Below are 14,089 nucleotides of genomic sequence, written 5' to 3'. Positions count from 1 at the left end.
TCCATCCACAAGATCGGCGCGACGCCCGACCGCGAGGCCAACTGGTAAGCTGGCTCATCACTCCCAAAACGGCTCCTCACGGGGCCTTTTTTCATCATGTTCACAGGCATCGTCCAGGGCGTCGCCCGCGTCGAATCAATTGACGCCCGCGAAGGGCTGCACACGCTGGCGCTGAAGCTGCCGGCCGGCTTCGACGACGCGCTGGCCATTGGCGCCAGCGTCTCCTGCGACGGTGTCTGCCTGACCGTRACCGAGCGGCCGTCGCCGGACGTGGTGCTGTTCGACGTGATGGGTCAGACGATGAACCTGACGACGCTGGGCGGGCTTAAGGTGGGCTCGGGCCTGAACGTCGAGCGCGCCGCCAGGGATGGTGCAGAGATCGGCGGCCATCCGCTGTCCGGCCATGTCGACGTGTCCGCGCGCATCGCCGAGATTCGCCGGCCCGACAACAACCACGTCATCCGCTTCGCCGTGCCGGCGCCGTGGATGCGCTATGTCTTCGCCAAGGGCTATATCGGCGTCAACGGTTGCAGCCTGACGGTGGCCGAGGCGCAGCGCGAGCGCGACGGCTCGGGCTGGTTCGAGGTCTGGCTCATCCCCGAGACGCTGCGCATGACGACCTTCGGCGATAAGACCGTGGGCGACGCCATCCACATCGAGATCGACCGCAGCACCCAGGTCGTCGTCGACACGGTGCGCGACGCGCTGGACGAGAAGCTGGGCCCGCTGCTGCCGGTGCTGGAAGCGATCGCGCGGGAGCGCGGCATCGAGCTGACCCAGCTGGCCTTGCCCAAATCTTGATGCTTTCTTGATGCCCCCCGCCTCGATCTTGTCGAGGCTTTGAGGCGCTGATTTCCAGAATCACTTCCATCGCAATGGAGGTGTCATGGACATCATTTTTCTGGGTCTGGGCGCGGCAATCGCGCTGTTGACCGGGCTCGCGGCCTGGGGCTGCGACAAGCTGGCGGGGAGGAAGTCATGAGTGGCTTCGAAACCGCTGCCGTCATCCTCGTCGTGGGTTTGATCGGCTATCTCTTCTGGGCCTTGCTGTTCCCGGAGGACTTGTCATGAGTGCCTCTGCATGGATGCAGCTGCTCGCGTTTCTGGTGGCGCTTCTCGCGCTCGCTTGGCCGCTGTCCCGGTGGATTCACGCGGTGATGGAGGGCGAGGTCGGCCCGCTCCGCCGCATCGAGCGCGGCCTGCTGAAGGTCTGCGGCGTCAACCCCGACACCGAACAGGGCTGGTTGCGCTACGCGCTGGGCCTGCTGGTTTTCAACGCGCTGGGCTTCCTGGCCGTGTATGCGTTGCAGCGCCTCCAGCATGTGCTGCCGCTCAACCCGCAGCGGCTCGCCGCCGTGTCGCCCGACTCGGCCTTCAACACCGCCATCAGCTTCGTCACCAACACCAACTGGCAGGGCTACGGCGGTGAGACGACGATGAGCCACCTGACACAGATGCTGGCGCTCACGGTGCAGAACTTCCTGTCCGCCGCCACCGGCATCGCGGTGGTGATGGCCTTGTTGCGCGGCCTGTCGCGTCACAGCGCCGCCACGGTCGGCAACATCTGGGCCGACCTGACCCGCGCCACGCTCTGGGTGCTGCTGCCGCTGTCCTTCGTGTTTGCCATGGCGATGGCCGGCATGGGCGTCGTGCAGACGCTGGCGGCCAGCCAGTCTGTGACGACGCTGGAAGGCGCGCAGCAGGCGATCTCTTTGGGCCCTGTGGCCTCGCAGTTGGCCATCAAGATGCTGGGCACCAACGGCGGTGGCTTCTTCAACGCGAACTCGGCACATCCGTTCGAGAACCCGAGCGCCGTGACCAACGCGCTCCAGATGCTGGCCATCTTCCTGATCCCGGCGGCGTTGTGCTTCGTCATGGGCCGGCAGGTGGGCGACATGCGCCAGGGCTGGGCGCTGCTGGGCGCCATGACGGCGATCTTCGTCGTCGCCGTCGTCGTGGCCACGGCGGCCGAGCAGGCGGGCAATCCGCGGCTGCATGAACTCGGCGTGGCCGGCGGCAACATGGAAGGCAAGGAGGTGCGCTTCGGCATCGACGCCTCCGCGCTGTTCGCCGTCATCACCACGGCCGCCAGCTGCGGCGCGGTGAATGCGATGCATGACAGCTTCACGCCGCTGGGCGGTGCCGTGCCGCTGGTGCTGATGCAGCTGGGCGAGGTCGTCTTCGGCGGCGTCGGCGCCGGCCTGTACGGCATGCTGGTGTTCGCCATCCTGGCCGTGTTCGTGGCGGGCCTGATGATCGGCCGCACGCCCGAATACCTCGGCAAGAAGATCGCGGCGCACGAGATGAAGATGGTCTCGCTGGCCATTCTGCTCACGCCTTTGGCGGTGCTGGTCGGCACGGCCATCGCGGTCGTCGCCGAGCCCGGCAAGGCCGGCATCGCGGCGCCCGGCGCGCACGGCTTCAGCGAGGTGCTGTACGCGCTGTCCTCGGCCGGCAACAACAACGGCAGCGCCTTCGCGGGACTGTCGGCCAACACGCCCTTCTACAACCTGCTGCTGGGCTTCGTCATGTGGATAGGCCGCTTCGGCGTCATCGTGCCGGTGCTGGCCATGGCCGGCTCTTTCGCCGCCAAGAAGCGCCTGGCCGCCGGCGAGGGCACGCTGCCCACGCATGGGCCGTTGTTCGTCGCGTTGCTGATCGGTGTGGTGCTGCTGGTCGGCCTTCTGAATTACGTGCCCGCCCTGGCCCTCGGCCCGGTGGTCGAGCACCTGATCCTCTGGAGCAAGTCATGAGCCGCACCGGCTTTTCCCTGCTGGACCCTAAGCTGGCACGCCAGGCCTTGGGCGAGTCCTTCGCCAAGCTGGACCCGCGCGTGCAGCTGCGCAACCCAGTGATGTTCGTCGTCTACCTGGGCAGCCTGCTGACGACGGCGCTGTCGGTCGCTCAGCCGAATGGCTTCGTCATCGCCGTGACCGTGTGGCTGTGGTTCACCGTGCTGTTCGCCAACTTCGCCGAGGCGCTGGCCGAGGGCCGCAGCAAGGCGCAGGCCGCGTCGCTGYGCGGCTTGAAGAAGGAGACCTGGGCCAAGGTCGCCGAGGGCTGGCAGCCCGGCGTCGCCCGTGAGGCCGTGAAATGGCATCCGCGCGAGGCCGGCACGCTGCGCAAGGGCGAGGTCGTGCTGATCGTGGCGGGCGACGTGGTGCCGGCTGATGCCGAAGTTGTCGACGGCGTCGCCTCGGTCGACGAGAGCGCCATCACCGGCGAGTCCGCGCCCGTCATCCGCGAGAGCGGCGGCGACTTCTCGGCGCTGACCGGTGGCACCCGCGTGCTGTCCGACTGGGTCGTGGCCCGCGTGGCCGTCAACCCGGGCGAGACCTTTGTCGACCGCATGATCGCCATGGTCGAGAACGCCAAGCGCAAGAAGACGCCCAACGAGGTCGCACTGACCATCCTGCTCGTCGCGCTGACGCTGGTGTTCCTGGGCGTCGTCGCCACGCTGCTGCCGTTCTCGCAGTTCAGCGTCGCCGTCGCTGGTGCGGGCGAGCCGGTCAGCTTGGTCGTGCTGGTCGCGCTGCTCGTCTGCCTGATCCCGACGACTATCGCCGGCCTGCTGTCGGCCGTCGGCGTGGCGGGCATGAGCCGCATGTTGCAGGCCAACGTCATCGCCACCTCCGGCCGCGCGGTGGAGGCTGCCGGCGACGTGGACGTGCTGCTGCTGGACAAGACCGGCACCATCACGCTGGGCAACCGCCAGGCCGATGCCTTCTGGCCGCTGGATGGCGTGAGCGAGGCGCAGCTCGCCGATGCGGCACGGCTCGCGTCGCTGGCCGACGAGACGCCCGAAGGCCGCAGCATCGTCGCGCTGGCCGACCGCAAGTTCGGTGCGGCTGCGGTGAGCGAGCGCGGCGACTTCGTGCCCTTCACGGCGCAGACGCGCATGAGCGGCGTGGACCTGGGCGCGCGGCTGATCCGCAAGGGCGCCGGCAGCGCGGTGCGTGCCCACGTCGAGGCGCTGGGTGGCCGCTGGCCCGCCCATGTGCAGGCCAGCGTGGACGAGGCCGCGCGTCGTGGCAGCACGCCGCTGGTGGTGGCCGATGGCACGCAGGTGCTCGGTGTCGTCGAGCTCAAGGACATCGTCAAACCTGGCATCAAGGAGCGCTTTGCGCAGCTGCGCCGCATGGGCATCAAGACCGTCATGGTCACCGGCGACAACCGGCTGACGGCAGCAGCGATTGCGGCTGAAGCAGGGGTCGACGACTTCCTCGCCGAGGCCACGCCCGAGGCCAAGCTGGCGCTGATCCGCGAGCACCAGGCGCAAGGCCGGCTCGTGGCCATGACGGGCGACGGCACCAACGACGCGCCGGCGCTGGCCCAGGCTGACGTGGCCGTGGCGATGAACACCGGCACGCAGGCCGCCAAGGAGGCTGGCAACATGGTCGACCTCGACAGCAACCCCACCAAGCTCATCGAGATCGTCGAGACGGGCAAGCAGATGCTGATGACGCGCGGGTCCCTCACAACCTTCAGCATCGCCAACGACCTGGCCAAGTATTTCGCCGTGCTGCCGGCGGCCTTCGTGTCGACCTACCCGCAGCTGGCCGCGCTCAACGTCATGCACTTAGCCAGCCCCAACTCGGCCATCCTGAGCGCCGTCATCTTCAACGCGCTGGTCATCGTCGTGCTGATCCCGCTGGCGCTCAAGGGCGTGGCCTACCGCGCCATCGGTGCTGCGGCGCTGCTGCGCCGCAATCTGCTGGTCTACGGGCTGGGCGGCGTCATCGTCCCCTTCATCGGCATCAAGGCCATCGACCTCCTCATCTCTTTTGCCTTCTTCTCATGAACACCCAACTCCGACCCGCGCTGACGCTCTTCCTGCTGCTCAGCCTCATCACCGGCCTGGCCTACCCGCTGGCCGTCACCGGCCTTGCACAGGTGCTGTTCCCGCACGCCGCCAACGGCAGCCTCGTCGTCGACCACGGCAGGCCCGTCGGCTCAGAGCTGATCGGGCAAGCCTTCACCGACCCCGGCCACTTCTGGAGCCGCCCGTCCGCCACCGCGCCCGCGCCCTACAACGCGGCCAATTCCGGCGGCTCCAATCTCGCACCCACGGCGCCGGCCCTGGTCGACGCGGTCAAGGCGCGCATCGCAGCCTTGCGCGCGGCCGACCCCGGCAACACGGCGCCGGTGCCGGTCGACCTCGTCACGGCTTCGGCCAGCGGCCTGGACCCCCACATCAGCCGCGCCGCCGCCGACTACCAGGCGGCCCGCGTGGCCCGCGTGCGCGGCCTGCCGGTCGAGCGGGTCCGCGCCCTCGTGGACCAGCACGCCGAGACCGGCCAGCTTGGCTTTCTCGGTGAGCCGCGTGTCAACGTGCTGGCGCTCAACGTCGCCTTGGAGCGTGCGACGATGAACAAAAGATGACCCGGAGCCGACTGTCATGCTGATCAACAGTGCCGTTTACGAGGATGGCCGCATCGTCGCGGAGCCAGGGCTGGAAGGCATTTCCGACGCGTTGGCGGCGCGGGCGGGCTTTGTGTGGATCGCGCTGCGCGACCCGACCGACGACGAGCTGACCCGCCTGCAGCAGGAGCTGAAGCTGCCGCCACTGGCCGTGGAGGACGCCCGCAAGGGCCACCAGCGCCCCAAGGTCGAGGAGTACGGCGACATGCTGTTCGCCGCCATGCACCTGCTGGAGACCGGCCCCGACGGGCTGGAGGTCGGCGAGGTGCACGTCTTCGTCGGGCCGCGCTTCGTCGTCTCGGTGCGGCACAACAGCCAGCAGGGCTTCCTGGGTGTGCGCGGGCGTGCGGAGCGCGAGCCGCACCTGCTGCGCCAGGGGCCGGGTTTTGTCTTCTACGCGCTGATGGACGCGGTCGTGGACCGCTACTTCCCCCTCATCGACGGCGTGGAGGCCGAGCTGGAACAGCTGGAGGCCACCATGTTCCAGCCCAGGCAGGACCGCCAGGCCGTCGTGCAGCGGCTGTTCGCGTTGAAGCAGCGCCTGGCCACGCTGCGCCATGCCGTCACGCCGCTGCTGGAGGTGACGTCCAAGCTGCACGGCGGCCGCGTGCCCATGGTGTGCACGGCGCTGCAGGACTATTTCCGCGACGTGTATGACCACCTCGTGCGCATCCAGGCCAGCATCGACGCCGCCCGCGAAACCATCATCGCTGCCACGCAGGTCAACCTCACGCTGGTCACGGTGGACGAATCCCTCGTCACCAAGCGCCTGGCCGCCTGGGCCGCCATCTTTGCGGCGTCCACCGCGCTGGCGGGCATCTGGGGCATGAATTTCGAGAAGATGCCCGAGCTGAAGTGGGCCTTCGGCTACCCGATGGCGCTGGGCACGATCGCCCTGGTGAGCGGGGCTTTGTACTGGCGCTTCAAGCGCTTGGGATGGCTTTGAGGTGAAGACAAAACGCAACCACAGAGGCACTGAGTCACAGAGGAATTTAAAGGGTCCTTCTCCGTGCCTCTGTGCCTCTGTGGTTGCATTTCAGGGCCTGGCATGACCGACACGAGACCCGACCCCGACGAACTGCTCGCCAAGGTGCAGCGCGACGAGGCCGCCTCGCGGCGCGGGCGGCTGAAGATCTTCTTTGGCGCCAACGCCGGCGTGGGCAAGACCTTTGCGATGCTGGCCGCCGCGCATGCGGTGCAACGCCAGGGCAGGGCGGTGCGCATCGGTGTCGTCGAGACGCATGGCCGCGTGGACACCGAGGCCATCGCCAGCGATCTGCCCCGCATCGCGCTGCGCGAGATGGCGCACAAGGGCCAGGCGCTGCGCGAGTTCGACCTCGACGCCGCGCTGGCCTGGGGCGCGGCCGAGCCTGGCGGCGTGCTGCTGCTGGACGAACTGGCCCACAGCAACGTGCCAGGCTCCCGGCATTCAAAGCGCTGGCAGGACGCGCAGGAGCTGCGCGAGGCCGGCGTGGAGGTCTGGACGACGCTGAACGTGCAGCACCTGGAGAGCCTGAACGACGTGGTCGGGGGCATCACCGGCATCCGTGTCTGGGAGACGTTGCCCGACAAGGTCTTCGACTCGGCCGACGAGGTCGTCGTGGTGGACTTGCCGCCCGATGAGCTGCTGCAGCGGCTGAAGGAGGGCAAGGTCTACCTGCCGGCCCAGGCCGAGCGCGCGGCGCAGAACTTCTTCCGCAAGGGCAACCTGCTGGCGCTGCGCGAGCTGGCGCTGCGCCGCACCGCCGACCGCGTGGACGACCAGATGCAGGCCTGGCGGCGCGAACACGGCGCGGGTGCCGTCTGGCCCAACCGCGAGTCCTTGCTGGCCTGCGTGGGCCCGGGCGGCCACAGCGACAAGGTCGTGCGCAGTGCCGCGCGCCTGGCGCAACAGCTCGGGCTGGACTGGCACGCCGTGCATGTGCAGACGGCGCGGGCCTTGAGCGACGCGGCCCGCCAGCGCGTGCAGCGCACGCTGGAGCTGGCCCAGTCGCTCGGGGCGCGCACGGCCGAGCTGTCGGCGCCGGAGGTCGCCGCAGCGCTGGTGGGTTATGCGCGTGAGCACAACCTGGCCCGCCTCGTCGTCGGCCGGCGCGAGCAGGCCTGGCGCTGGCCCGGCAGGCCGTCGCTGGCCGAGGCGCTGAGCCGGCAGGCCGACGAGATGGACGTGCTGCAGGTCGCGCTGCCCACCGCCGCGCGCGAACGGCCGCAGCCGGCGCCGCGCGGTGGCGTGGCATGGCGCGGCTACGCGGCGGCATTGGCCGGCATCGCGCTGACGACCTCCATCGCCCAGTTGCTGCTGGCCTTCATGGCGCCCACCAACATCGCCATGCTCTATCTGCTCAACGTCGTCGGCGTGGCGCTGCGTTTTGGCCGCGCGCCGGCCGCGCTGGCGGCGTTGCTGGGCGTGGCGGCCTTCGACTTCGCCTTTGTCGAGCCGCGTTGGTCGTTCGCGGTGGGCGATGCGCAATACCTGGTCACCTTCGCCGTGCTGCTGCTGGTGGGCCTGGTCATCGGCCAGCTCGCGGCCGGCCTGCAGGCGCAGGCGGGCGCGGCGCAGGAGCGCGAGCGGCGGGTGCGCGGGCTGTACGCGATGTCGCGCGACCTCGGTGCGGCGCTGGTGCCCGAGCAGGTCGCAGAGATCGCCACGCGCTTCCTGCGCGCGGAGTTCGGCGCCGCTTCTGCCGTGCTGGCGCCGCCGCTTGGTGCGACGCCGGGCCGCGAGGTACTGGCGGTCTTGCCTGGGGCGACTGCCCAGCCCGACCTCGGCGTTGCCCAATGGGCCTTCGACCACGGCCAGCCGGCCGGGCAGGGCACCGACACCTTGCCCGCCAGCCCCTGCCTGATGCTGCCGCTGACGGCGCCCATGCGGCTGCGTGGCGTGCTGGCCGTCGAAGGCCGGATGGGGGAGAAAGGCCGGCGCTGGTCGCCCGAGCAGCGCGAGCTGCTGGACACCTGCGCGGCGCTGCTGGCCATCTCGCTGGAGCGCATYCAYTACRTCGAGGTGGCGCAGCAGAGCACGCTGCAGATCGAGAGCGAGCGGCTGCGCAACTCGCTGCTGACGGCCATCTCGCACGACCTGCGCACACCGCTGGCCGCGCTGGTCGGCCTGGCCGATGCGCTCAAGCTCACGCCCTTGAATCCCCCGCAGACCGACGTGGCCGACGCGATGCGCCGCTCGGCACTGCGCATGAGCGCGCTGGTGGGCAACCTGCTCGACATGGCGCGGCTGCAGTCCGGCACCGTGCAGTTGAACCGTCAGTGGCTGCCGCTGCAGGAGGTCGTCGGCAGCGCACTGGCGAACCTGGACGAAGTGCTGACCGGCCGAGACGTGGTGGTGGACCTGGCCGCCGAGCTGCCCCTGGTCGAGCTGGATGCCGTGCTGATCGAGCGCGTACTCGTCAACCTGCTGGAGAACGCGGCCAAGTACGCGGCGGGCGCCATCCGCATCGCGGCGCGCACGGCGGGGCGTCATGTCGAGATCGATGTCAGCGACAGCGGCCCCGGCTTCCCGGCCGGCCGCGAGACCCAGCTGTTCGACAAGTTCGAGCGTGGCGACCGCGAGAGCGCCACGCCCGGCGTGGGCCTGGGCCTGGCCATCTGCAAGGCCATCGTCGAGGCGCATGGCGGTCGCATCAGCGCCCACAATGTTTCGACGGGCGGCGCCTGTGTTCGAGTGGAACTCCCGCTCGGCCAGCCGCCGAAGGAGAAACCGGAGTGAGCGCCGCACGCGTGTTGATGATCGAGGACGAACCGGAGATCCGCCGCTTCGTGCGCATGGCGCTGGAGAGCGAGGGCCTGGAGGTCTTCGAGGCGGCGACGCTGCAGCGCGGCCTCATCGACGCGGCCACGCGCCGGCCCGAACTGGTGGTGCTGGACCTGGGCCTGCCTGACGGCGACGGGCTGGACTTCATCCGCGAGTTCCGCGGCTGGTCGCAGGCGCCCGTCCTCGTGCTGTCGGCCCGCGAGGGCGAAGAGCGCAAGGTGCAGGCGCTGGACGCCGGCGCCGACGACTACCTCGTCAAGCCCTTCGGCGTGGCCGAGCTGCTGGCCCGCGTGCGCGTGCAGCTGCGCAGGCATGGCGCGGGCAAGGACGCCGACCCGGTGCTGCGCTTCGGCCCCATCGCCATGGACCGCGCGCTGCGCACCGTCACGCGAGACGGTGAGGAACTGCACCTCACCCCCATCGAATACCGCCTGCTGCAGGAACTGGCCACCGTGCCCGGCCGCGTGCTGACCCACCAGCACCTGCTCAAGGCCGTCTGGGGGCCCGGCCATGCCGAGGACGTGCACTACGTGCGCGTGCACATGGCCAACCTGCGCAAGAAGCTGGAGGCCGACCCGAACCGGCCGCAGTGGCTGGTGACGGAAGCTGGCGTGGGGTATCGGTTGAAGGTTTGAAGGGCTTCGATTCAGCCCATTCAACGCGCGAACTTCAGTTCAGGCTGGCTGCCGACATCCAGTTTCGGTGGTCCGATGAACGCTACCGCCAGCAGCGGTCATTCGACTGACTGAGGGCTGAGCGACCGCTGCAATGGCAGCTCTGAAGTGCCTCGATCTGGCGCTATCGACCCCACCGCAACACTCGCGGGAATTGCTACCGAAAGCCGACGCTGGACATTCCGTCCAGCCGCCAGCTGCATGACATCAAGCAAGGTGCGCTACCGCGACATCATGGCCGGGTTTTGAAGGCGGCCCGCTCAGCGCACAGCCCGAACACGCACGCACAATGCGTGCTTTTGGACAACCCCGTGCCGCCGTGCCGTCTGCGGTCCTCGAGCTGAATTCCATGCACGCCTCGACAGATTGCCACGCGCACCAGGAGCCCTTGCTCCAACGTCTGCTAACTGCCTGTTTTGCCGAGGTCGATCACAGCACACTGCAGCTGCTGCGCGAGCGCCTGGAGTGGGTCGATGTGGCTGGTGGCGAAACGCTGATCCAACAAGGCGCGCCGGGCGACGCCCTGTATCTGTCGGTCAGTGGCCGCCTGCGCGCCTATCGGCGTGACGAGCAAGGCGTGCAGCGCATGGTGCGCGAGTTCTCGCGCGGGCAGATTTTCGGTGAGATGAGCCTGCTGACCGGCGAACCGCGCGCGGCCGACGTGGTGGCAATACGCGAAAGTGTGCTCGTGCGCCTGAGCAAACAGGCGTTCGAGGAACTGAACGCGCGCGACCCGTTGGTCTTCGCTGCGGTGACGCAGCAACTGATACGTCGCCTGTTCGGCAAGCCGATGTCACCCCTTCTCGAACGGCCGGTGACATTGGGGTTGCTGCCCATCAGCGGCCAGCTCGACATGGCGGCCTTCTGCCAGCGGCTTGCGGCGCCCTTGCAGCGCTTCGGTCGTGTGCGGACGTTGGACGCCCGCGCCATGGAAGCCGCCTTGCAGCCCCATGGCGCGAGCCTGGACCATGAAGGCCCCGAGCTGACCCGCCTGGTGTCCCTGGTGCTCGACGAGATCGAAGCCAGCGCCGATTTCGTGCTGCTGGTGGGTGACGACCGGCCCAGCGCGTGGACACAGCGCTGCGCGCGCCACTGTGACGAACTGCTGCTGGTGGCCAACGCGGCGCAGGCGCCCGAGTTGCACGCCACCGAGCGGGCCTTCCTACAGAACCGACCACCACACACTGACGTGGCCGAGGTGCTGGTGCTGCTGCATGGGCCGCAGCGCGCGCCGGCGGGCCAGGTGGGCCGCTGGCTGAAGCGTCGCCCCATCGCCGACCACGTGCACGTGCGCGTGCAGGGTGAGCAGGATTTCGAGCGCCTGGCGCGCCTGCAGAGCCGCACTGCAGTCGGCTTGGTGTTCAGCGGCGGCGGCGCGCGCGGTTTTGCCCACCTGGGCGTGCTCAAGGCGTTGGACGAGCGTGGCATCCAGATCGATTGCGTAGGCGGCACCAGCATGGGCGCGGTGATGGCGGCGCTGGTGGCCGCCGACCAGCCGGTGGCGCAGGTCACTGACCTGGCGCGCCGGGCGTTCGCACTGAACCCCACCAGCGACATCAACCCGCTGCCTGTCATCTCGGTGATCCGAGGCCGGCGCCTGCAGCGCGTGCTGACGGACGCGGTGCGGGAGCTGCTGGGCGCCCATGCCAGCATCGAGGAGATGTGGAAGCCCTACTTCTGCATCGCCACCAACTACACCCGCGCGCGCGAAGAGCGCTTGCGCACCGGCCCGCTGCTTGAATCGCTGCTCGCCAGCATCGCCATCCCCGGTGCCCTGGCCCCAGTGGTGCGTGATGGCGACCTGCTTTGCGACGGAGGCACCTTGAACAACTTTCCGGTGGACGTGATCCGGACGCAGCGCGGTGTGGGCGTGGTGATTGGCGTGGACCTGAGCAGCAACAAGGTGCGCAGGGTCGAGTTCGGGCACATGCCCAGTTGGTGGCAGCTGGCGCTGGACAAGCTGCGCCCGCGGTCGCGCAGGCGCTACCGGCTACCCAGCCTGACGGCCTACCTGATGAACGTGACCAACCTGTACAGCCAGTCACGGCGTGAGGAATCGCGAGCTGGCGTCGACCTGTACTTCAACCCGGCCATGTCGCGGGTTGGCATGCTGGAGTGGAACCGCTTCGAGAGCATCGCCCAGCAAGGCTACGACCATGCACAGCAAGTGCTGGCACAGGCTCCACCCGAATTGCTGAAGCGACTGGGGGCACGATGAGCACTGGCGTATCGAAGTGGCTGGGCCGGGCCGCTGAGGGCTTGCGGTCCCTGACGGCTGGGCCGGGCGGGTCTCAGAACACCGAGGTCTTGCCAGCCGGCGCCGAGCCGCCCTGGATGAACAGGCACGCCGCCAAGCGCCTGAGCGCCGAAGAGGCCGCCGCCCTGGTGCGCCACGGCGAGCATGTCTTCCTTGGCACGGGCTGTGCCACGCCGCGGCGGCTGGTGGGTGCGCTTGAGGCGCTGGCGTTTCCCCAGGGCGACGTGGAACTGGTGCACCTGTTGACCGACGGCGCGCTGCCGCACAACGCCGCCGGCGAGTGCATCAGCCACTACCGGCACCGCTGTTTCTTCGTCGGCAACGACGTGCGGGCCGCGGTCCGCCAGGGCCAGTGCGAGTACGTGCCGCTGTCGGCCGCACGCCTGCCCCAACTCATCTCCAACGGCCGTGTCAGGGTTGACGTGGCCATGATCCAGGTCTCGCCGCCCGACGAATTCGGCTATGTCAGCCTTGGGGTGTCGGTCGACGTGATTCCCGCTGCGGTGGCCAAGGCTCGGCTGGTCCTGGCCGAGATCAACCCCGCCATGCCGCGTTCAATGGGCGACAGTGCGCTGCACATCGACGACATCGACCATTGGGTGCCTGTGCCGGCGCATCTCATCGAGCACTTCCAACCCGAAGCCCAGGGCGAGGTCGTGCAGGCGATTGCCTGCTACATCAGCAGCATCATCGACGACGGTTCGACGCTGCAGATCGGCCTGGGCCGCTTCAGCACGGCGGCGCTGGCCTTGCTGGACGACCGCAAGGATCTGGGCGTGCACTCCGACGTCATCACCGACGCCATCGTGCCGCTGCTGGAAAAGGGCGTGCTCACCGGGCGCATGAAGAGCCAGAACCGCGGCAAGATCGTGGCCAGCTTTGCTCGGGGCTCGCAGCGATTGCATGCGCTGATTGATCGCAACCCGCTCTTCTGCTTCCAGACGCTCGATGCGGTGTGCGATCCAGCCGTGCTTGCAGCACAGCACAAACTGGTGTCGGTGACGCAGGCCTTCTCGGTCGACCTGACGGGGCAGGTCTGCGTCGACCAGTTCGCGGGCGAGTTTTACAGCGGCCTGATGGCACAGCCCGAATTCCTGCAAGGAGCCTCGCGCTCGGTGGGCGGCAAGGCCATCATCTGTCTTGCATCGACCACGGCCGACGGGCAGAGCTCGCAGATCAAGCTTGCACTGGCAGACGGCGAGGCTTCCGGGATCGCGCGCAGCGACGTGCACTACGTCATCACCGAGTACGGCATCGCCTACCTGTTCGGCAAGTCGATCCGCGAGCGGGCGGCTGCACTCATCGATCTGGCGCACCCGCAGTTCCGTGCCGAGTTGCTTGCCCAGGCTCAGTTGAAGGGCTGGCTACCGGCCGAGCAGCAGCTCAAGCATCTGCAGGCCTATCCTGTAGCCGACGAGCGCCGTGTGGTGCTTGGTGACGGCCAGGCGCTGCTGCTGCGCCCCGCCATGGGCACCGACGATGTCTACGTGCGCGAGCTCTTCCACGACCTGTCCGAACGCGATGTCTACACGCGCTTTTTTCGCAAGGTCAGAGGCCTGCCGCACCGCGACGCACAGCGTCTGTGCAACTTGAACCTGGAAACCGAGGTGGCCTTCGTGGCGGTGTTCGGACCACGTGAACATCCGCAGGTGGTTGGTCACGCCTGCTACTTCGTCGACGCCGCTACCAACATTGCCGAAACCGCCTTCATGGTGCATCCGGATTGGCAGGGCAAGGGCCTCGGTGCAGCGCTGCAACAGCGCCTGTTGGAGCATGCACGTGGCAGAAATGTGCAGGGCTTCGTGGCCGAGATCCTGGCTACCAACGAAAAAATGATCCGACTGGCGCGAGCCGGGGCAGGCGACATCAGTCTGGCCGCTGAGGGCAGCGTGGTGCGCGTGACGACGATGTTCCGATAACGCCGCGTCGACCCGGTGCGTTGCAGATGTCGTGGCGGCCAGGATTTCGTCC

Annotated in this window: 10 protein-coding genes; all 10 read left to right on the top strand. The window is 68.5% G+C overall.

Going from position 1 to position 14,089, the window contains the following annotated elements; translation table 11 throughout:
• Nucleotides 1-96: 96 nt before the first annotated feature.
• The 10 genes from ACXRVZ_RS22105 to ACXRVZ_RS22060 all read left to right on the top strand — a co-directional run bounded on the left by ACXRVZ_RS22105 (nucleotide 97) and on the right by ACXRVZ_RS22060 (nucleotide 14,037).
• Nucleotides 97-801: a riboflavin synthase subunit alpha gene (locus tag ACXRVZ_RS22105; RefSeq protein WP_457427773.1), complete on the top strand. Its 705-nt coding sequence runs from the start codon at nucleotides 97-99 to the stop codon at nucleotides 799-801.
• Nucleotides 802-978: 177 nt separating this feature from the next.
• Complete coding sequence (gene kdpF / locus ACXRVZ_RS22100; protein WP_457427775.1) at nucleotides 979-1,071, top strand: K(+)-transporting ATPase subunit F; 93 nt, start codon at nucleotides 979-981, stop codon at nucleotides 1,069-1,071.
• Entirely contained in the window at nucleotides 1,068-2,753 is a 1,686-nt protein-coding gene (kdpA, locus tag ACXRVZ_RS22095) for a potassium-transporting ATPase subunit KdpA (RefSeq protein WP_458232828.1), read from the top strand. The genes kdpF and kdpA overlap by 4 nt, the downstream gene beginning before the upstream one ends.
• On the top strand, nucleotides 2,750-4,801 hold the full coding sequence (gene kdpB, locus ACXRVZ_RS22090; protein WP_458232827.1) for a potassium-transporting ATPase subunit KdpB: 2,052 nt from the start codon (nucleotides 2,750-2,752) through the stop codon (nucleotides 4,799-4,801). Before kdpA ends, kdpB begins: the two co-directional genes overlap by 4 nt.
• On the top strand, nucleotides 4,798-5,382 hold the full coding sequence (gene kdpC, locus ACXRVZ_RS22085) for a potassium-transporting ATPase subunit KdpC (protein ID WP_457423602.1): 585 nt from the start codon (nucleotides 4,798-4,800) through the stop codon (nucleotides 5,380-5,382). Before kdpB ends, kdpC begins: the two co-directional genes overlap by 4 nt.
• Nucleotides 5,383-5,398: 16 nt before the next feature.
• Nucleotides 5,399-6,367 (top strand): magnesium and cobalt transport protein CorA, encoded by a 969-nt coding sequence (locus tag ACXRVZ_RS22080; RefSeq protein ID WP_457423600.1) that lies wholly within the window; start codon nucleotides 5,399-5,401, stop codon nucleotides 6,365-6,367.
• 102 nt (nucleotides 6,368-6,469) lie between these two features.
• Nucleotides 6,470-9,142, top strand: a complete 2,673-nt coding sequence (locus ACXRVZ_RS22075; RefSeq protein ID WP_458232826.1) for a DUF4118 domain-containing protein — start codon at nucleotides 6,470-6,472, stop codon at nucleotides 9,140-9,142.
• Nucleotides 9,143-9,159: 17 nt separating this feature from the next.
• Nucleotides 9,160-9,822: a response regulator gene (locus tag ACXRVZ_RS22070; protein ID WP_458232829.1), complete on the top strand. Its 663-nt coding sequence runs from the start codon at nucleotides 9,160-9,162 to the stop codon at nucleotides 9,820-9,822.
• A 427-nt stretch (nucleotides 9,823-10,249) separates the two neighbouring features.
• Nucleotides 10,250-12,079: a patatin-like phospholipase family protein gene (locus tag ACXRVZ_RS22065; protein ID WP_458232825.1), complete on the top strand. Its 1,830-nt coding sequence runs from the start codon at nucleotides 10,250-10,252 to the stop codon at nucleotides 12,077-12,079.
• Between the two features lie 116 nt (nucleotides 12,080-12,195).
• A complete protein-coding gene (locus ACXRVZ_RS22060) occupies nucleotides 12,196-14,037 on the top strand; it encodes a GNAT family N-acetyltransferase (RefSeq protein WP_457423594.1) in 1,842 nt (613 codons plus the stop codon).
• Nucleotides 14,038-14,089: the final 52 nt, after the last annotated feature.

Source organism: Roseateles sp. P5_E8 (genome assembly GCF_054177665.1).
The sequence above is the reverse complement of the archived record's forward strand: the minus strand, read 5'-3'. Positions and strand labels throughout refer to the sequence as shown.